Consider the following 20,191-nt stretch of genomic DNA (forward strand, 5'->3'; position numbering starts at 1 on the left):
GCCGAATCGCGGACAGAGTCCGCTCCTACAGTTACAGGGAAGCACGGGCGTAGAAGCGGACTCTGTCCGCGATTGGACTCACCGGCCACGCCGGACGCCCCGGTGGCACGAACAGCCCATTCGCGAGCAGGCTCGCTCCCACGAAAAGCAAAAAGCCCCGGCGAACCGGGGCTTTTTTTCATAACGCCGGCGAACTAGCCGCAACCCAGCGGGTTCTTCTCTTCGCGCTTGGCCTCGCCCCAGAGCGCGTCCAGCTCTTCCAGGCTGCATTCCTCGGCCTTGCGGCCCTGGTCGCGCAGGGCGCACTCGATGTAGCGGAAGCGTCGCTCGAACTTGCCGTTGGCCGCGCGCAGGGCGGTTTCCGGGTCGACCTTCAGGTGCCGCGCCAGGTTCACCACCACGAACAGCAGGTCGCCGACCTCCTCCGCCTGGGCTTCGGCGTCGCCGTCGGCCATGGCCTCCAGCACCTCGTCCAGTTCCTCGCGCAGCTTGTCCACCACCGGCAGGGCTTCCGGCCAGTCGAAGCCGACCTGGGCGGCGCGTTTCTGCAGCTTGGCCGCGCGGCTGAGCGCCGGCAGCGCCGTGGGCACGTCGTCGAGCAGCGACAGCTGCACCGGCTCGGCGGCCTTGGCGGCGCGCTCCTCGGCCTTCAACTCTTCCCAGCGCTGCTTGACCGCGGCCTCTTCCAGCTTCGCCGGATCAGGCTCGCCGTACAGGTCGCCGTCGGGGAACACGTGGGGATGGCGGCGGACCAGCTTGGCGGTGATGCCGTGGACCACCTCGGCGAAGTCGAAACGCTGTTCCTCGCGGGCCAGCTGGGCGTAGTAGACGACCTGGAACAGCAGGTCGCCGACTTCCTCGCGCAGGTGACCGAAGTCGCCGCGCTCGATGGCGTCGGCGACTTCGTAGGCTTCCTCGATGGTGTAGGGAACGATGCTCGCGTAGTTCTGCTTGAGGTCCCAGGGGCAGCCGTGCTGCGGGTCGCGCAGGCGGGCCATCAGGTGCAGCAGGTCGTCGAGCTTATACATCCTTGCCACTCGCGCGGTCGCGCCGCGCCTCGATGATGTTGGGCAGTTGCGAGATGCGCGCGAGCAGGCGACCGAGGGACTCAAGGCCGGGAATCTCGATGGTCAGGCGCATGATCGCGGTGTTGTCGTCCTTGTCCGAGCGGGTGTTCACCGCCAGCACGTTGATGCGCTCGTTGAGCAGCACCTGGGACACGTCGCGCAGCAGGCCGGAGCGGTCGTAGGCGCGGATGACGATGTCCACCGGGTAGGTCTGCACCGGCACCGGGCCCCAGCTCACCTGGATCATCCGCTCGGGTTCGCGGCCGCCCAGCTGCAGCACGGTGGCGCAGTCCTGGCGGTGGATGGTGACGCCACGGCCGAGGGTGATGTAGCCGACGATGGGGTCGCCCGGCAGCGGCTGGCAGCAGCCGGCCATCTGCGTCAGCAGGTTGCCCACGCCCTGGATCTGAATGTCGCCGCGCTTGCCGTGGCCGATGCGGCTGGGCTTGCGCGGGATGAGTTCGAGCTGCTCGTTGCCGCGCTCCGGCTCCACCAGCGCCTGGGCGTAGCTGACCACATGGGCCAGGCGCAGGTCGCCGGCGCCGAGGGCGGCGAACAGGTCCTCGCCGGTCTTGTAGTTGGCCTTCTCGGCCAGCTTCTCGAAGTCCACCGGCGGCAGCGCCAGGCGCGACAGCTCGCGTTCGAGCATGGTCTTGCCGGCGGCGACGTTCTGGTCGCGGGCCTGCAGCTTGAACCAGTGGACGATCTTCGCCCGCGCCCGCGAGGTGGTGACGTAGCCGAGGTTCTGGTTCAGCCAGTCGCGGCTCGGGCCGCTGTGCTTGCCGGTGATGATCTCCACCTGCTCACCGGTCTGCAGGCTGTAGTTCAGCGGCACGATGCGGCCGTTGATCTTGGCGCCACGGCAGTTGTGGCCAACCTCGGTGTGCACGCGGTAGGCGAAGTCCAGCGGCGTGGAGCCCTTGGGCAGGTCGATGGCGTGGCCGTCGGGGGTGAATACGTAGACCCGGTCCGGCTCGATGTCCACGCGCAGCTGCTCGGCGAGGCCGCCGATGTCGCCCAGTTCCTCGTGCCACTCCAGGACCTGGCGCAGCCAGGAGATCTTCTCCTCGTAGTGGTTGGAGCCGGACTTGACGTCGGTGCCCTTGTAGCGCCAGTGCGCGCACACGCCGAGCTCGGCCTCTTCGTGCATCGCGTGGGTGCGGATCTGCACTTCCAGCACCTTGCCCTCGGGGCCGATCACCGCGGTGTGCAGCGAGCGGTAGCCGTTTTCCTTGGGGTTGGCGATGTAGTCGTCGAATTCCTTGGGAATGTGCCGCCAGAGGGTGTGCACGATGCCCAGCGCGGTGTAGCAGTCGCGCATTTCCGGGACCAGCACGCGCACCGCGCGGACGTCGTAGATCTGGCTGAAATCCAGGCCCTTGCGCTGCATCTTCCGCCAGATGGAGTAGATGTGCTTGGCGCGGCCGCTGAGGTCGGCCTTGATGCCGGTGGCGGCCAGGGCGTCCTTGAGCTGCTGCATCACCGTGGCGATGTACTGCTCGCGGTCCAGGCGGCGCTCGTGCAGCAGCTTGGCGATCTGTTTGTACTGGTCGGGTTCGAGGTAGCGGAAGGACAGGTCCTCCAGCTCCCACTTGATGTGGCCGATGCCCAGGCGGTGCGCCAGCGGCGCGTAGATGTCGAACACCTCACGGGCGACGCGCATGCGCTTTTCTTCGTCGGCGTTCTTCACCGCGCGGATCGCGCAGGTACGTTCGGCGAGCTTGATCAGCGCGACGCGCACGTCGTCGACCATGGCCACCAGCATCTTGCGCAGGTTCTCGATCTGCGCCTGGGTGCCGAGCACCATGGATTGCCGGGGATTGAGGCTGGCGCTGATCGCCGCCATGCGCAGCACGCCCTCGATCAGCTTGGCCACCACCGGACCGAAGCGCTGCTGCACCTCTTCCAGCTTGACCTTGCCCTCGCGCACGCCACGGTAGATCACCGCGGCGACCAGGGATTCCTGGTCGAGCTTGAGGTCGGCGAGGATTTCGGCGATCTCCAGCCCGGTCTGGAAGCTCGAGGTGCCGTCCGCCCAGGAGGCGTCCGCCTGGCTGGCCGCCTTGTGCTCGGCCTCGCGGGCGAACTCGCAGGCCTCCAGCAGGACCTTGCGATCCAGCTGCGGAACCAGGGTCTGGACGTGGTCCAGCCAGGCCTCGAGGTTGATGCTGCCGTCGGTATTGACCGGCTGGTGCGCTCTCACCTGTACCATCTTGTCTACCCTTCCCCACGGTGCACCCTGGCACACCGCTCGACTGCGCCGGCCTTTCTTGCGCGGGCCGGTCGGATTGCGCAGGTCTTCCTAACCTGCCTCGAACAGAGCCATCGCCTCCACATGCGCCGTCTGCGGGAACATGTCGAGGATTCCGGCACGCTTCAGGCGATAGCCCTGTCGGGCCAGTTCGCCGGCGTCGCGCGCCAGGGTCGCCGGATTGCAGGACACATAGAGTACCCGCTCCGCGCCCAGGTCACGCATGCCCCGCGCCATTTCGAACGCGCCATCACGTGGCGGGTCGAGCAGCACGGCAGAAAATCCTTGCGCCGCGTCGCCAGCGAACCAGCGCGCCGCGGACAGCGGCTGCGCCAGGTCGGCCTGGTGGAACACGGCGTTGTCCAGGCCATTGGCCCGGGCGTTGGCCGCGGCGCGCGCGACCATGCTCTCCACGCCCTCCACGCCCACCACGGAGGTGGCGCGACGGGCCAGCGGCAGAGCGAAATTGCCCAGGCCACAGAACAGGTCTAGCACCCGTTCGCCGGGCGCGGGGGCCAACCATTCGAGCGCCTGCTCGACCATGGCCGCGTTGACCGGTTCGTTGACCTGGACGAAATCGCCCGGCCGGTAGGCCAGGGTCAGGTCCGCCAGGCGATAGCCCAGTTGCGCACCCTCTTCCAGCGGCGTCGGTTCGCCGTCGCCCTGCAACCACAGTTGCACATCCCGTGCCGAACAGAAGGCCCGCAGGCGTTCGAGGTCGGCGTCGGGCAAGGCTTCGGTGTGTCGCAGCAGCAAGGCGCAGGCGGTGCCGTGGAACAGTTCGACGTGACCGATGGCCTGGGGACGGCTGAAGCCCCTGAGCAACTCCGGCAGCGCGCGGGCCAGGGCCTGCAGCGGCGGCACCAATACCAGGCAATCGTCGAAGGCGACGATCGCCTGGCTGGCGGCGGCGCGGAAGCCGACGTCCAGCCGGCGCGCCTTGATATCCCAGCGCACCGCGATACGGGCACGGCGGCGGTAGCCGAATTCCGGCCCGACCAGGGGCGCGGCCCAGGCTTCGGGCACGATGTCGCCGAAGCGCTGCAGCTGCTCGGCGAGGGCGCGCTGCTTGAGCGCCAATTGTTCGGCGTGGGGCAGGTGCTGCAGGTTGCAGCCACCGCACTTGCCGGCCACCGGGCAGGGCTCGACGCGACGTTCCGGCGCGGCGACCAGGATGCGTTCGCCGCGGGCGTCCACCACCTGGCTGCGCGCGGCCAGCACGCGGGCCTCGACCTCTTCGCCGGGCAGGGCGCCGGAAACGAACCAGGTGCGTCCTTCCAGGTGGGCGATGCCACGGCCGTCATGGGCCAGGCGCTCGATGTTCAGGCGCTGCTTCTTGCCCACCGGCACGCCGGTGTTGCGGGCGCCGCCGCTGGGCTGGAAGCGCAGTCCGCTTCTCTGCTTGGCCATGTCAGCTGGGGTCGAAGATTCCGGAGGACAGATAACGATCACCGCGGTCGCAGATGATCGCCACCAGCACCGCGTTCTCCAGCTCGCGGGACAGGCGCAGCATGGCCGCCACCGCACCGCCGGAGGACACGCCGCAGAAGATGCCTTCCTCGCGGGCCAGGCGGCGCATGACATCCTCCGCCTCGCTCTGGTGCATGTCCACCACGCGGTCGACGCGGGTGGCGTCGAAGATCTTCGGCAGGTATTCCTGCGGCCAGCGGCGGATGCCGGGGATGGCCGAGCCTTCCATCGGCTGCAGGCCGACGATCTGCACCGCCGGGTTCTGCTCCTTCAGGTAGCGCGACACACCCATGATGGTGCCGGTGGTGCCCATGGAGCTGACGAAATGGGTGATCTCGCCGCCGGTCTGGCGCCAGATCTCCGGGCCGGTGCTGCTGTAATGCGCCACCGGGTTGTCGCCGTTGGCGAACTGGTCGAGGACCTTGCCCTTGCCGTCGCGCTGCATCTGGTCGGCGAGGTCGCGGGCGCCTTCCATGCCCTGCTCCTTGGTCACCAGGATCAGCTCGGCGCCATAGGCGGTCATCGCCGCCTTGCGTTCGGCGGTGGAATTGTCCGGCATGATCAGGATCATCCGGTAGCCCTTGATCGCCGCCGCCATGGCCAGGGCGATGCCGGTGTTGCCGGAGGTGGCCTCGATCAGCGTGTCGCCGGGCTGGATGTCGCCGCGCAGCTCGGCGCGGGTGATCATCGACAGCGCCGGGCGGTCCTTCACGGAACCGGCCGGGTTGTTGCCCTCGAGTTTCACCAGCAGGGTGTTGGAGGTTTCCCCGGGCAGGCGCTGCAGGCGTACCAGCGGAGTGTTGCCGATGCACTCGGCGATGGTGGGGTACTGCACGGTCATGGAGTCGCTCGTGGTCCGCAAGGCAGATCTGGATAACGCCCTATGATACCGGTAAACCGCCGCTGGCCATATCGGCAAGCGCGATGAGCGCCGCGCAAGCTGTCGCAACGTCCCGCGAAGGCTCAGGAATCGGCCTTCCAGGCATAGAAGTCGCGCGTAAGACGTTTCCCAAACTTACAGATTGTGGCAAAGGGTTCCAGGCTCCGGGAGCCGTGGCCTGCCGGCTGATTGGCGGGCCATGGGGACACATGCGGTTACCGCCGATTGAATGCAAATGATTTTCGTTAGCCACAGGCTTCGCCGCCACCACACGTCAAGCGGAGCCTACCCATGTCCTACTCCCCTACCCACTCGTCGCTGGCCGGCGCCCTCGCCCTGGCCTTCGTCGGCCAGGCCCAGGGCGACGACACCCTGAACCTCGACGCCACCGTGGTCACCGCCGCCGGCTACGAGCAGAAAGTCACCGAGGCGCCCGCCAGCATCAGCGTGCTGGGCCGCGAGGAGCTCGAACAGAAGCGCTACAGCAACCTCGCCGAGGCCCTGGATGACGTCGAGGGCGTCGATATCGGCCAGGGCACCGGCAAGACCGGCGGGCTGAACATCAGCATTCGCGGCCTGCCCAGCGACTACACGCTGATCCTCATCGACGGCCGCCGGCAGAACAGCGCCGGCAACATCACCCCCAATGGCTTCGGCGAGACCTCCACCAGCTTCATGCCGCCGCTCTCGGCGATCGAGCGCATCGAGGTGATTCGCGGCCCCATGTCCACGCTGTACGGCTCCGACGCCATGGGCGGCGTGGTCAACATCATCACCCGCAAGGTGGCGCCGCAATGGGGCGCCACCCTCAGCCTCGACCACACCGTGCAGGAACACCGCGACTACGGCGACAGCAGCGGCACCAGCCTCTACGCCAGCGGCCCGCTGGTGCCCGAGCGGCTCGGCCTGAACCTGCGCGGCAGCTTCTTCGATCGTGGCGCGTCGGACCTCAGCTTCGACGACGGCGCCACCGTCAGCCGGCGCGGCGCCTCGCCGGTGGAGGGGCAGAACTACAACATCGGCAGCCGCCTGACCTTCACGCCCAACACCGAGCACGACATTTCCCTGGACTTCGAACGCGGGCGCCAGCGCTACGACAACGCCGACTGCCAGCTCGGCACCCTCGACGGCAAGGCCGGCGGCAGCGCCACCGACGGCTGCAGCCGCGACGCGCCGACCCGCGCCAACGGCTACGCCGACGAGCTGCGCTTCGAGCGCGACCAGTACGCCCTGGCGCACACCGCCCGCCTGGGCTTCGGCACCCTGGACAGCAGCCTGACCCACAGCACCACGCAAACCCTCGGGCGCACCATCCCCGGCACCATCGGCCGCCCCTACAGCGGCTACCCGTCGATCGTCGGCGGCGACGCGCGCACGCTCAAGTCCACCGACCTGGTGCTGGACAGCAAGCTGGTCATGCCACTGGGGGATGCGCACATCACCACCCTCGGCGGCCAGTACTGGGACGCCAAGGTCGAGGACGGCATCGCCACCGACGAGTTCCAGCAAAGCTCCTGGGCCCTGTTCGCCGAGGACGAGTGGCGCCTGCGCGAGGACCTGGCGTTGACCCTCGGCGCGCGCTACGAGGACCACGAAGCCTTTGGCGGCCACGTCAGCCCGCGCGCCTACCTGGTGTGGAACGCCAGCTCGGCCTGGACCCTCAAGGGCGGCGTCAGCCAGGGCTACAAGACGCCGACGCTGAACCAGCTGCACGACGGCATCAACGGCGTCAGCGGCCAGGGCCAGACCATCACCATCGGCAGCCCGGACCTGGACCCGGAAACCAGCACCAATACCGAGTTCGGCGTCTATTACGACAACCTGGACGACCTCAACGCCAACCTCACGCTGTTCCACACCCGCTTCAAGGACAAGATCGACAGCGGCACCCCGATCGCCAACTGCAACTGGCCGGACGCACCGAACCAGGCCGGCTGCATCGACCTGGGCAGCAGCTTCCTGCAGGAGAACTTCGCCCAGCAGGTGAACATCGGCAAGGCCCGCACCCAGGGCGTGGAGCTGGCCGGCCGCTGGGGTTTCGCCCCGGCCTGGAGCGCCTCGCTGAACTACACCTTCACCGACAGCGAGCAGCTCAGCGGCAAGGACAAGGGCGCGCCGCTGACCAACACCCCCAGGCACGTGGCCAACGCCCGCCTCGACTGGCAGGCCAACGAGCGCCTGAAGCTCTGGCTCAAGGGCGAATACCGTGGCGAACGGGCGCGCTTCACCTCGCGCTACGCCAACCTCACGGCGGCCAACCAGGCCATCGCCGACCAGGTCGGCGACCTCGACGCCTACCAGCTGTTCCACCTCGGCGGCTCGTTCAAGGCGACGCGCAACCTGACCCTCAACGCCACCCTGTACAACCTGTTCGACAAGGACTTCCTCGACGGCACCTACTACACCGCCGTGGACGGCAGCACGGGCTGGGCCTCGGACTACACGCAGATCGGTTCGAGCACCAGCGGCACGCTGGAGGAAGGGCGCCGCCTGTGGATGTCGGCGGTGCTGGAGTTCTGAGTCGTGGCGCCTGGCGGCGACCTCAGGCCGCCGGCAGGCGCAGGTGCATACGCAGGCCGGGGTTGCCGCGCTCGGCCCAGAGCTCGCCGTCCTGCAGGTGAATGGCGCTGCGCGCGATGCTCAGGCCGAGGCCGAAGCCCTCGCCGGAGCGCGCGGCGGACAACCGCGTGAAAGGCAGGAAGATACGCTCCAGGTCGCGGGATTCGACGCCCGGTCCCTGGTCCGCCAGGCACAGCTCCCAGCAGCCGCCATCGCGGCGACCGAACAGGCGGATATGCCCGCCCTCGGGCGAATGGCGGATGGCGTTGCGCAAGAGGTTCTCCAGCGCCTGGGCCAGGCCGTTGAGATGACCATGCACCACACAGTCCGCCGGCAGCTCGCACTGGAAGCGCTCGGCCTGCCAGCCGGACTCGAAGCCGGCATCCTCCACCAGCAGCTCCCACAGCGGCAGGATGGCGATGTCCTCCATCGCCAGGCGCGGCCGCTCGGTGTCCAGCCAGGCCAGCTCCAGGGTGTTCTCCACCAGGCGCTGCATCACCTCCACCTCGCGCTCCAGGCGCAGGCGCAGCGGGTCGTCCGCCGGCGCCGTCTCCGCCGCCACGCGCAGGCGGCTCAGCGGTGTGCGCAGTTCGTGGGACAGGTCGCGCAGCAGCTGGCGCTGGAACTCGATGTGGCTGCTCAGGCGCTGGGTCATGTGGTCGAAGGCGCGGCCCAGTTCGCCCAGCTCGTCACGGCGCACGCTCACCTCGCGCCCGGCGCCGGAGCCAAGGTCGTCGGCGCGCAGCGCGTTGGCGTGCTCGCGCAGGCGCGCCAGCGGGTGGATCAATTGGCGGTAGAGCAGCGTGCACAGCAGCAGGGCCAGGCCGGCGGGAATCAGGCCGTGGCCGAGCAGCCGCGTCCACAACGAAAAGCCACCGGGAAGGAAGCGCTGCGGCAGTTGCAGCACCAGGCGCCCGTCGTTGGGGTTGCCGGGAAAGGGAATGCCGATATACGGCAACTGCCTGCTGCGGTTGCTCACCGGCCAGTCGAGGCCGCGCAGGAAGGTCAGCCGCGTCGATTCCTCGACGCTCAGCGGCTGGTTGCCCAGCGCCTGCAGATGGCTATCCACGGCGACCATCCAGGTGTCTTCCTGGGCACGCATGCGCGCCAGCCAGGCATCCACGCCGCCACGCCCGCCCTCGCGCCAGGCGCGCTCCAGGTCGGCGGAGTAGCCGTTGAGCACCCGATGGGCCTCGCTGTCGAGGAAGAAGCCCTTGCGCTCGACCTGCCGGCCCCAGGTCCAGGACAGCCAGATCAGCAGCAGGCAGAGCAGCACCACCGGCACCGCCAGGCGCCAGAACAGCGAATGCCGGCTGGGCAGCGCCAGGCGCGCGCGGCCCTCACTCGGCGCTAGCGAAAACATAACCCTTGCCCCAGACGGCGCGCAGCTGGTGGCGCGTGTAACCGATGGCCTGCAGCTTGCGGCGCAGGTGGCTGACGTGCATGTCCAGGCCACGGTCGTGGGCGGTGTAGCCACGGTGCAGGACGTGCTGGTAGAGGAACGGCTTGCTCAGGGTCTCGTCGACGTTGCCGAGGAAGACTTCCAGCAGACGGTATTCGGTGGCGGTCAGCGCCGTGGTGACGCCGTCCAGGGAAACCTCGCAGGGCTCCTCGGACAGTTGCAGGCCGGCCACCACCGGGGTCGGCTGCAGGCTGCCGCGCTCCAGGGCGACGCGCCGCAGGATGGCGTCGATGCGCACGTTCAGCTCGGCCAGGCTGAAGGGCTTCGGCAGGTAGTCGTCGGCGCCCTGGGAGAAACCGGCGATGCGGTCCTGCTCGGCGCCCAGGGCGGACATCAGGATCACCGGCACGCGCTGTTCGCGGCGCAGCTGGCGCAGGGCCTCCAGGCCGGAACAGCCGGGCAGCATGACGTCCAGCAGAACCAGGTCGTAAGCCTCGTTGAGCGCCTGGCCGAGGCCCTCGCGGCCGTCGCGGCACCAGGTCACGGCGAAACCGCGCTGGCTCAGGTGGCTGTGCAGGTGGGCGCCCAGGGTCGGGTCGTCCTCGATGGTCAACAGGCGGGGCTGGCTGGCGGCGGTCGGGGTCATGACAAATAAGACTTATTCGCGAAAGACAAGTATTCACGACGCGGCCGCTCCAGGGCAAGCGCAGCCGTCCGGCGGTCAATCACCGAGATTCCCACCCGGCAACCCGCTAAACTGCCCCGAAACCGCTTGGGAGGACGCGCGTGTACAAGGATCTCGGCATCAAGGGGCGGGTGCTGCTGCTCACCCTGCTACCCACCAGCCTGCTGACGCTGGTGCTGGGCGGCTACTTCACCTGGGTGCAGCTGTCCGACATGCGCGTGCAACTGATCGAGCGCGGCCAACTGATCGCCGAGCAGCTCGCCCCGCTGTCGGCCCCGGCCATGGCCCACGAGGACCGCCAGTTGCTGGAGCGCATCGCCAACGAAGCGCTGGACCAGCCCGACGTGCGCGCGGTGACCTTCCTCAACCCCGAGCGCGAGCGCCTGGCCCACGCCGGCCCGAGCATCCTCACGCCGATGCCCAGCGGCGACGGCAGCCACCTGAGCCAGGTCAGCAACCTCGACACCACGCACTTCCTGCTGCCGGTGCTGGGCCACCACCGCAGCCTCTCCGGCGCCCCGGAAGAAGACGCCAACCGCCTGCTCGGCTGGGTCGAGCTGGAGCTCTCGCACCACGCCACCCTGCTGCGCGGCTACCGCAGCCTGTTCACCAGCCTGCTGCTGATCATCAGCGGCCTGGTGGTCACCGCCCTGCTCGCCCTGCGCATGAGCCGGGCGATCAGCGCGCCGCTGGGGCAGATCGCCCAGGGCGTCGCGCAGCTCAAGGAGGGCCGCCTGGAAACCCGCCTGCCGGCCCTCGGCAGCCATGAGCTGGACGAACTGGCCGCCGGCATCAACCGCATGGCCGAAGCGCTGCAGAGCGCCCAGGAAGAGATGCAGCACAACATCGACCAGGCCACCGAGGACGTGCGGCAGAACCTGGAGACCATCGAGATCCAGAACATCGAGCTGGACCTGGCGCGCAAGGAGGCCCTGGAGGCCAGCCGCATCAAGTCCGAGTTCCTCGCCAACATGAGCCACGAGATCCGCACCCCGCTCAACGGCATCATCGGCTTCACCAACCTGCTGCAGAAAAGCGAGCTGTCCGGGCGCCAGCAGGATTACCTGGCGACCATCCAGAAATCCGCCGAGAGCCTGCTGGGGATCATCAGCGAGATTCTCGACTTCTCGAAGATCGAGGCCGGCAAGCTGATCCTCGAGAACATCCCGTTCAACCTGCGCGAACTGGTCCAGGACACCCTCACCATCCTCGCCCCGGCCGCCCACGAGAAACGCCTGGAGCTGGTCAGCCTGATCTACCGCGACACCCCGCTGAACCTGGTGGGCGACCCGCTGCGCCTGAAGCAGGTGCTGACCAACCTGGTGAGCAACGCCATCAAGTTCACCCACGAAGGCACCATCGCCGTGCGCGCCATGCTCGAGGACGAGAACGACGAGCGCGCGCAACTGCGCATCAGCGTGCAGGACACCGGCATCGGCCTGACCAACGCCGACCTGCGCGCGCTGTTCCAGGCGTTCAGCCAGGCCGACAACTCGCTGTCCCGGCAGGCCGGCGGTACCGGCCTGGGGCTGGTGATCTCCAAGCGCCTGATCGAGCAGATGGGCGGCGAGATCGGCGTCGACAGCAGCTCCGGCGACGGCTCGGAATTCTGGATCAGCCTGAGCCTGCCCAAGGCCCGCGACGACGGCGACGACAGCCTGCCGGCGCCACCCAGCGGGCACCGCGTGGCGCTCTGCGAACCCCACGAGCTGACCCGCGCGGCGCTGCACCACCAGTTGCAGGACTGCGGCCTGGAGGTCACCGAGTTCGTCGACCTCGACAGCCTGCGCGCGGCGCTGGAGCAGCCGCCGGCCGGCGCGGCGCCGATCGAGCTGGTGGTGCTCGCCGTCAGCCAGTCGAGTAACCAGCCGGACAGCCTGCGCCAGACCATCCGCGAACTCGAATACAAGGGCTGCAAAACCCTGGTGCTGTGCCCGACGGTCGAGCAGGCGCTGTACAACGCCGTGCTCCCCGAAGGCCAGGTGCAGAGCAAGCCGGCCTGCACGCGCAAGCTGCAGCACGCCCTCGACCAGCTCCTGCACCTGCGCCCCAGCCGCAAGGACAAGCCCGCCCTGCGCGCCGAGCGCCAGGTGCCGCACCTGCTCTGCGTCGACGACAACCCGGCCAACCTGCTGCTGGTGCAGACCCTGCTCGGCGACCTGGGCGCCGAGGTAGTGGCGGTGGACAGCGGCCAGGCCGCGGTGGACGCCGTGCAGCGCGAGCGCTTCGACCTGGTCTTCATGGACGTGCAGATGCCCGGCATGGACGGCCGCCAGGCCACCGAGGCGATCCGCCACTGGGAAGCCCAGCGCGAAGTCAGTCCGGTGCCCATCGTGGCCCTCACCGCCCACGCCCTGGCCAACGAGAAGCGCGCCCTGTTGCAGGGCGGCATGGACGACTACCTGACCAAACCGATCGACGAGCGCCAGCTGGCCCAGGTGGTGCTCAAGTGGACCGGCCTGTCCCTGGCCGGCCGCGAGGCCGGCGGCCCCGGCGCGCGTCCCGAAACCGCCGGGCTCGCCGTGCTCGACGCCGAGGAAGGCCTGCGCCTGGCCGCCGGCAAGGCCGACCTGGCCGCCGACATGCTGGCCATGCTGCTCGCCTCCCTGGCCGCCGACCGCCAGACCATCCGCCAGGCCCGTGAACGCAACGACCGCGCCGCCCTGATCGAGCGCGTGCATCGCCTGCACGGCGCCACCCGCTACTGCGGCGTGCCGCAGTTGCGCGCCGCCTGCCAGCGCGCCGAGACCCTGCTCAAGCAGAACGACCCGCAGGCCCAGGCCGCACTGGACGCTCTTGACCAGGCCATCGGCGAGCTGAACCGCGTCACCGCGAGCGCCACCGGGCAGCCCGCGCCCCACGACTCCCATTGAGGCCGGCCATGCGCATCATCCTGTTCAGCAGCCAGAACTACGACCGCGACAGCTTCCTCGCCGCCAACCCGCCCCACGGTTTCGAGCTGCACTTCCAGCAGAGCCCGCTGCGCCCGGACACCGCCGCGCTGGCGATGGGCTTCGAGGTGGTCTGCCCGTTCGTCAACGACGACCTCTCGCGGCCGGTGCTGGAGCAACTGGCGGCCGGTGGCACGCGGCTGATCGCCCTGCGCTCGGCCGGCTACAACCATGTCGACCTCGCCGCCGCCAGGGCCCTAGGGCTGGTGGTGGTGCGCGTGCCGGCCTACTCGCCGCACGCCGTGGCCGAGCACGCCGTGGGCCTGGTGCTGGCGCTGTCGCGGCACCTGCACCGCGCCTATAACCGCACCCGCGAGGGCGACTTCTCGCTGCACGGGCTGACCGGCTTCGACCTCCACGGCAAGACCGTCGGCGTGGTCGGCAGCGGGCAGATCGGCCAGGTATTCGCGCAGATCATGCACGGCTTCGGCTGCCGCATCCTCGCCTACGACCCCTACCCCAACCCGACCATCGAGGCCCTCGGCGGGCGTTTCGTCGCCCTCGACGCGCTGCTCGCCGAGGCCGACGTCATCAGCCTGCACTGCCCGCTCAACGACGCCACCCGGCACCTGGTCAACCCGCGCAGCCTGCAGGGCATGAAGCGCGGCGCCATGCTGATCAACACCGGGCGCGGCGCGCTGGTCGACACCCCGGCGCTGATCGAGGCGCTGAAGAGCGGCCAGCTCGGCTACCTGGGCCTGGACGTCTACGAGGAGGAGGCGGAAATCTTCTTCGCCGACCGCTCCGACCTGCCGCTGCAGGACGACGTACTGGCGCGCCTGCTGACCTTCCCCAACGTCATCATCACCGCGCACCAGGCCTTCCTCACCCGCGAGGCGCTGGCGGCCATCGCCGAAACGACGCTGGACAACATCGCCGCCTGGAGCAAAGGTAACTGCAGCAACCAGGTCGAACCCTGACGCCAGAGTTCGCCGGCCCGCCTTCGCGGTCGCGGCAGCGGGCCATATCCCCTACCATTAGGGGTCTTTCGGAGGACCCATGGCTCAACACGATTTCCGCTACAACCTGCTCAACCCGCAACACACCCTCAACGAGTGCCGCGCGCTGGTGCCGGGCCTGTACCAGGTCACCGGCAACGGCGGCTCGATCCAGAACGGCGACACCCTGCTGGTCACCCTCAAGGGCAGCCGCGACCTGAGCATGACCCTCAGCGTCGACAAGGTCCGCCACCTGATCAACCCGCCGGGCCAATGGACCGCCGTGGCCAAGGGCCCGGTGTTCAAGGAGCTGTCGATCCTCAACTGGCAGGTCAAGTGCGACGGCTGCGGGACCATGCTGGACTTCGAGTTCGCCGTCGACGGCAGCCTCGGCAAGGCCGCCCAGGGCCCCGCCGCCAGCGCGCGCATCGTCGAGCTGGGCTGGACCGTGGAAGGCGACCGCCACCTCTGCAACGCCTGCCAGGCCTAGGAGCGTTCATGAAGAAGCTGCTGACACCCCTGCTCGGGGCCCTGCTGCTGGCCGGCTGCGCCCAGCACCCGACGGAGCCGGAAAGCGACCAGGCCTACCGCGTGGAATGGATCGGCAAGCGCCCGCTGGTCGGCCACAGCCACGTCAGCCTGACCTTCGACGGCCAGGGCCGGGCCTTCGGCAACGCCGGCTGCAACCACTGGTTCGCCAGCTACCAGATCGACGGCGACACGCTCAGCTTCGGCCAGCCCGGCAGCACCCGGCGCATGTGCGCCCCGGCGCTGATGGAACAGGAACAGCGCTTCTTCCAGGCCCTGGGTGAAGTGCAACGCTGGGAAATCACCGACAAGGGCGAACTGCGCCTGCTCTCGGCCGACAGCCGCGCGCTGCGGATGTGGCCGGAAGACTGAGGCGCCCAGCGGCTCTTCGCAGGAGCGAGCTTGCTCGCGAACGAGGCTTCCGGGGACTCTGTCGCCAGGCCTGAGAGCGCCCTTGCCGGCGCAATCGCGGATGAATCCGCTCCTACGGGGGAAATGCCATGCCTCCTGGCAAACGCGTAGGGCGAATAACGCGAAGCGTTATCCGCCGTTCGGACGCGTCATTTAGCACCCGCATGACCATGGCGCTCGGAACCACGGCGTATAACCGCGAACGGTTATACGCCCTACCCCGCTTTTTCGTAGGAGCGGACTCCGTCCGCGATGCTCTTCAGCCGCGGTAATACCGCTGCGGCACGAACGGCGTGCGCGCCACCTTCATCGGCACGCGCTTGCCGCGCACCATCGCGAAGACTTCGCTGTCCAGCGCCGCCTGGGCGCGGGCCACGTAACCCATGGCCAGCGGCGCGCCCAGGCTCGGGCCGAAGCCGCCGCTGCTGACCTTGCCGATCACCGCGCCCTGCGCGTCGACGATTTCCGCACCCTCGCGCACCGGCACCCGCTCCTGCGGCAGCAGGCCGACGCGCTTGCTCGGCACGCCTTCACGCTGCTGGGCGAAGATCCGCTCGGCGCCAGGGAAGCCGCCGGCGCGCGCGCCGTCGGCGCGGCGTACCTTGGAGATGGCCCAGCCCAGGCTGGCCTCGACCGGCGTTGTGGCGCTGTCCATGTCATGGCCGTACAGGCACAGGCCGGCTTCCAGGCGCAGCGAATCGCGCGCGCCGAGGCCAATGGGCTGGACTTCTTCCTCGGCCAGCAGGGCGCGGGCCAGGGTTTCGGCGTGGGCGGCGGGCACGGAAATCTCGTAGCCGTCTTCGCCGGTGTAGCCGGAACGGCTGACGCTGCAGGGCACGCCGAGCAGTTCGAGCGTGGCCACCTGCATGAAGGTCAGCGCCTTCACCGCCGGGGCGAAGCGCCCGAGTACCTCGACGGCGGCCGGGCCCTGCAGGGCCAGCAGCGCGTGGCTGTCGAACAGCGACTCGATCTCGCAGCGGTCACCGATATGCTGGCGCAGGTGCGCCAGGTCCTGCTCCTTGCAGGCGGCGTTGACCACCAGGAACAGGTGGTCGCCGGCGTTGGCCACCATCAGGTCGTCGAGGATGCCGCCCTCGGCGTTGGTGAACAGCGCGTAGCGCTGCTGGCCCAGCGGCAGGTCGAGGATGTCCACCGGCACCAGGCTTTCCAGCGCGGCCGCGGCGTCGGCGCCGCGCAGGCGCAGCTGGCCCATGTGCGAGACGTCGAACAGGCCGGCCTGGGCTCGGGTGTGCAGGTGCTCCTTGAGCACCCCCAGGGGATATTGCACCGGCATCTCGTAGCCGGCGAAGGGAACCATCTTCGCACCCAGTTCCAGGTGCAGGTCGTACAGCGGCGTCTTGGCGAGGCTCATGGTGTCTCCTTGGCGAAAAAAAGGCCGCGTTGGCGCATCCCTCGCCAACCGCGGCCATGGCGCCCGCCGAGGCGGGCGCGGGGACTAACGAACCTGTCTACGATCTGCTGCGCGTCGGCATAACTGCGTTAAAAACAGGCGAGCGATGCTCATTTAGCGGACTAAACTGCGCTCTCTCGCCTGTTTTTGCCTTGTTCTGCTCTAGCTCGCGAGATCGTAAACAGGCCCGAACGAGTCAGGCGTCCTGGTAGTCGGCGATCGACGGGCAGGAACAGGCCAGGTTGCGGTCGCCGTAGACGTTGTCCACGCGGCCCACCGGCGGCCAGTACTTGCCGTCCACCAGGCTCGCCAGCGGGAACACCGCCTGCTCGCGGCTGTACGGGTGCGACCACTCGCCGACCAGCTCCGCCGCGGTGTGCGGGGCGTTCTTCAGCGGGTTGTCGTCCGCGTCCAGTTCGCCGCGCTCCACCGCGCGGATTTCCTCGCGGATGCAGATCATGGCGTCGCAGAAGCGGTCCAGTTCCTGCTTCGACTCGCTCTCGGTGGGCTCCACCATCAGCGTGCCGGCCACCGGGAAGGACATGGTCGGGGCGTGGAAGCCGAAGTCCACCAGGCGCTTGGCCACGTCGTCGACGTTGATCCCGCTGGTTTCCTTCAGCGGACGCAGGTCGAGGATGCACTCGTGGGCCACCAGGCCGTTCTCACCGGTATAGAGCACCGGGTAGTGCTCTTCCAGGCGGCGGGCGATGTAGTTGGCGCCGAGGATGGCCATCTGCGAGGCGCGCTTGAGGCCCTGGCCGCCCATCATGCGGATGTACATCCAGGTGATCGGCAGGATCGAGGCGCTGCCGTAGGGCGCCGCGCTCACCGCGCCCTGCTTGCGTTCCAGCAGCTCGCCGTGGCCGGGCAGGAAGGGCGCCAGGTGCGCCTTCACGCCGATCGGGCCGACGCCCGGGCCGCCGCCGCCGTGGGGGATGCAGAAAGTCTTGTGCAGGTTCAGGTGGGACACGTCGCCGCCGAACTTGCCCGGCGCGCACAGGCCGACCATGGCGTTCATGTTGGCGCCGTCGATGTACACCTGGCCGCCGTTGTCGTGGACGATGGCGCAGATGTCGCGCACCGCTTCCTCGAACACGCCGTGGGTCGACGGGTAGGTGATCATGATCGCGGCCAGGCGCTCGCGGTGCTCTTCGGCCTTGGCCTTGAGGTCGGCGAGGTCGACGTTGCCGCGCGCGTCGCAGGCGGTGACCACCACGCGCAGGCCGGCCATCTGGGCGGTGGCCGGGTTGGTGCCGTGGGCCGAGGACGGGATCAGGCAGATGTCGCGGTGCGCTTCGCCACGGCTGGCGTGGTAGGCACGGATGGCCAGCAGGCCGGCGTACTCGCCCTGGGACCCGGCGTTGGGCTGCAGCGACACGGCGTCGTAGCCGGTGGCGGCGCAGAGCATGGCCTCCAGCTCCTCGGTCATGGCGCGGTAGCCGGCGGCCTGCTCGGCCGGGACGAAGGGGTGCAGGTTGCCGAACTCGGCCCAGGTCACCGGGATCATCTCGCTGGCGGCGTTCAGCTTCATGGTGCAGGAACCCAGCGGGATCATGCTGCGGTCCAGCGCCAGGTCCTTGTCGGCCAGCTTGCGCAGGTAGCGCATCAGCTCGGTTTCGGAGTGGTAGCGGTTGAACACTTCGTGGCGCAGGAAGGCCGACTGGCGCAGCAGCGCCTGCGGCAGGCGGTCACCGACGCTGGCGGCCAGCGCGGCGAAGTCCGGCAGCGCCTGGCCGGCGGCGAACACCGCCCACAGGGCTTCGACGGCGGCCTGCTCGCAGGTTTCGTCGAGGGATACGCCGACGCGTACGTCGTCGATCACCCGCAGGTTGATGGCGGCGGCCTTGGCGGCGGCGTGGACCTCGGCGGCCGGGCGCGCGGTGACGACGCTCAGGCTGTCGAAGAAGAACTCCTGCTCGACGCGCTGGCCCAGTTGCGCCAGGCCGGCGGCCAGGATCGCGCTCAGGCGGTGCACGCGCCGGGCGATGTCGGTCAGGCCCTGCGGGCCGTGGTAGACGGCGTACATGCTGGCGATGTTGGCCAGCAGCACCTGGGCGGTGCAGATGTTGCTGGTGGCCTTCTCGCGGCGGATGTGCTGCTCGCGGGTCTGCATGGCCAGGCGCAGCGCCGGGTTGCCGAAACGGTCGATGGAGATGCCGACCAGGCGGCCGGGCATGTCGCGCTTGAACGCGTCGCGGGTGGCGAAGTAGGCCGCGTGCGGGCCGCCGAAGCCCAGCGGCACGCCGAAGCGCTGGGCGCTGCCGAGGACCACGTCGGCGCCGAACTCGCCCGGCGGGGTCAGCAGGGTCAGCGCCAGCAGGTCGGCGGCCACGGCCACCAGGGCGCCGGCGGCGTGGGCGCGCTCCACCAGCTCGCGCTGGTCGACGACGGCGCCGGTGCTGGCCGGGTACTGCAGCAGCACGCCGAAGTAGGCGGAGAAGTCTTCCAGCGCAGCCTCGTCACCGACCACCACGTCGATGCCCAGCGGCTCGGCGCGGGTACGCAGCACATCGAGGGTCTGCGGGTGGCACTGGGCGGAGGCGAAGAAGGCCTGGGCGGCCTTGTTCTTCGACAGGCGCTTGCAGAAGGTCATGGCTTCGGCGGCGGCGGTGGCTTCGTCCAGCAGAGAGGCGTTGGCGATCTGCATGCCGGTGAGGTCGCTGATCAGCGTCTGGAAGTTCAGCAGCGCTTCCAGGCGGCCCTGGGAGATTTCCGGCTGGTACGGGGTGTAGGCGGTGTACCAGGCCGGGTTTTCCAGGAGGTTGCGCAGGATCGGCGCCGGGGTGTGGCAGGGGTAGTAGCCCTGGCCGATGTGGTTGCGCAGCAGCTGGTTCTTCGCCGCGATGGCGCGCAGTTCGGCCAGGGCCTGGGCCTCGCCCTGCCCCTGGCTGCCACCGAGGACGCTGGTGCCCTTGATGCTGTCGGGGATGACGCTGTCGGTCAGCGCGTCGACGCTGGCGTAGCCGACCAGCTCGAGCATGGCCTGGGTGTCGGCGTCACGCGGGCCGATGTGGCGGGCGATGAATTCGTTGGTGGTGCTCAGTTCGATCTGGCTCATGGCGGCCTCCGGGGTCAGGCGCGAGCGGACAGGTAGGCTTCGTAGCCGGCCTGGTCCATCAGGGTGTCGAGGACGGCGGCGTCATCCAGGCGGATGCGGAAGAACCAGCCCTCGGCCAGCGGCGCCTGGTTGACCAGCTCCGGGCTGTCGACCAACGCGGCGTTGACCTCGGTGACTTCGCCGGCCAGCGGCATGACGATGTTGCTGGCGGCCTTCACCGACTCCAGCACCGCCACTTCGGCGCCCTGCTCATGGCGGCCGAGCTCCGGCAGCTGGACGTAGACCACGTCGCCCAGGGCCTCCTGGGCATAGTCGGTGACGCCGACGGTCACTTCGCCGGAAGCTTCGAGGCGCAGCCATTCATGGTCGGGTGTGAAGCGCAGGGTGGTCATGGATCGTCCTCTTGTTCTCGAGAGAGCCGTCGGGTGGCTCGGCGATTTTTCCGCCGAGCAGAGCAAGGGCGATGCCAATAAATTAAAATACCTTACAAATCAAATAGTTAAATAAATATCGAAGGCACTGCAAAGCACCACATGGAACGAAAACATTCCACTCAGTGAGCATTGGGGGATCCCTGGGA

At 68.9% G+C, this 20,191-nt stretch carries 14 protein-coding genes; 5 read left to right on the forward strand and 9 right to left on the reverse strand.

The genetic code is table 11. The features are described from left to right. Positions 1–194: 194 nt before the first annotated feature. The 4 genes from mazG to cysM form a co-directional block, all read right to left on the reverse strand. On the reverse strand, positions 195–1,028 hold the full coding sequence (gene mazG / locus P3W75_RS09245) for a nucleoside triphosphate pyrophosphohydrolase (protein WP_276227074.1): 834 nt from the start codon (positions 1,026–1,028) through the stop codon (positions 195–197). Next, a complete protein-coding gene (gene relA / locus P3W75_RS09250; RefSeq protein WP_276227075.1) occupies positions 1,021–3,279 on the reverse strand; it encodes a GTP diphosphokinase in 2,259 nt (752 codons plus the stop codon). The genes mazG and relA overlap by 8 nt, the downstream gene beginning before the upstream one ends. Positions 3,280–3,369: 90 nt before the next feature. After that, entirely contained in the window at positions 3,370–4,728 is a 1,359-nt protein-coding gene (rlmD, locus tag P3W75_RS09255; RefSeq protein ID WP_276227076.1) for a 23S rRNA (uracil(1939)-C(5))-methyltransferase RlmD, read from the reverse strand. 1 nt (position 4,729) lies between these two features. Further along, a complete protein-coding gene (gene cysM, locus P3W75_RS09260) occupies positions 4,730–5,629 on the reverse strand; it encodes a cysteine synthase CysM (protein ID WP_276227077.1) in 900 nt (299 codons plus the stop codon). Between the two features lie 330 nt (positions 5,630–5,959). Here cysM and P3W75_RS09265 point away from each other — a divergent pair, with 330 nt between their 5' ends. Continuing rightward, a complete protein-coding gene (locus tag P3W75_RS09265; RefSeq protein ID WP_276227078.1) occupies positions 5,960–8,188 on the forward strand; it encodes a TonB-dependent receptor domain-containing protein in 2,229 nt (742 codons plus the stop codon). 22 nt (positions 8,189–8,210) lie between these two features. Here the strand turns inward: P3W75_RS09265 and P3W75_RS09270 are convergent, their stop codons facing one another. Together P3W75_RS09270 and P3W75_RS09275 are read right to left on the reverse strand one after the other, a co-directional pair. Next, positions 8,211–9,590: a sensor histidine kinase gene (locus P3W75_RS09270; RefSeq protein ID WP_276227079.1), complete on the reverse strand. Its 1,380-nt coding sequence runs from the start codon at positions 9,588–9,590 to the stop codon at positions 8,211–8,213. Next, the gene (locus tag P3W75_RS09275) at positions 9,568–10,275 is read right to left on the reverse strand and encodes a response regulator transcription factor (RefSeq protein WP_276227080.1); all 708 of its coding nucleotides are present in this window, start codon (positions 10,273–10,275) and stop codon (positions 9,568–9,570) included. Before P3W75_RS09275 ends, P3W75_RS09270 begins: the two co-directional genes overlap by 23 nt. A 140-nt stretch (positions 10,276–10,415) precedes the next feature. On the opposite strand from P3W75_RS09275, the gene P3W75_RS09280 reads away from it, so the two are divergent. The 4 genes from P3W75_RS09280 (at position 10,416) to P3W75_RS09295 (ending at position 15,103) form a co-directional block, all read left to right on the forward strand. Next, the gene (locus tag P3W75_RS09280) at positions 10,416–13,187 is read left to right on the forward strand and encodes a response regulator (protein WP_276227081.1); all 2,772 of its coding nucleotides are present in this window, start codon (positions 10,416–10,418) and stop codon (positions 13,185–13,187) included. Between the two features lie 8 nt (positions 13,188–13,195). Continuing rightward, on the forward strand, positions 13,196–14,185 hold the full coding sequence (locus tag P3W75_RS09285) for a 2-hydroxyacid dehydrogenase (RefSeq protein ID WP_276227082.1): 990 nt from the start codon (positions 13,196–13,198) through the stop codon (positions 14,183–14,185). Between the two features lie 79 nt (positions 14,186–14,264). Then, positions 14,265–14,693: a hypothetical protein gene (locus tag P3W75_RS09290; protein ID WP_276227083.1), complete on the forward strand. Its 429-nt coding sequence runs from the start codon at positions 14,265–14,267 to the stop codon at positions 14,691–14,693. Positions 14,694–14,701: 8 nt separating this feature from the next. Next, positions 14,702–15,103 carry an META domain-containing protein gene (locus P3W75_RS09295; RefSeq protein ID WP_276227084.1) on the forward strand — a complete coding sequence of 134 codons (402 nt, stop codon included), beginning with the start codon at positions 14,702–14,704 and terminating at the stop codon, positions 15,101–15,103. Between the two features lie 298 nt (positions 15,104–15,401). Here P3W75_RS09295 and gcvT read toward each other — a convergent pair whose 3' ends face one another. The 3 genes from gcvT to gcvH all read right to left on the reverse strand — a co-directional run bounded on the left by gcvT (position 15,402) and on the right by gcvH (position 20,003). Beyond that, complete coding sequence (gcvT, locus tag P3W75_RS09300; RefSeq protein WP_276227085.1) at positions 15,402–16,514, reverse strand: glycine cleavage system aminomethyltransferase GcvT; 1,113 nt, start codon at positions 16,512–16,514, stop codon at positions 15,402–15,404. Between the two features lie 235 nt (positions 16,515–16,749). Next, positions 16,750–19,611: an aminomethyl-transferring glycine dehydrogenase gene (gcvP, locus tag P3W75_RS09305; protein WP_276227086.1), complete on the reverse strand. Its 2,862-nt coding sequence runs from the start codon at positions 19,609–19,611 to the stop codon at positions 16,750–16,752. Between the two features lie 14 nt (positions 19,612–19,625). Then, positions 19,626–20,003: a glycine cleavage system protein GcvH gene (gene gcvH / locus P3W75_RS09310; RefSeq protein ID WP_276227087.1), complete on the reverse strand. Its 378-nt coding sequence runs from the start codon at positions 20,001–20,003 to the stop codon at positions 19,626–19,628. Positions 20,004–20,191 lie beyond the last annotated feature (188 nt).

Source organism: Pseudomonas citronellolis (assembly GCF_029335315.1).
Classification (GTDB): Bacteria; Pseudomonadota; Gammaproteobacteria; order Pseudomonadales; family Pseudomonadaceae; genus Pseudomonas; species Pseudomonas citronellolis_A.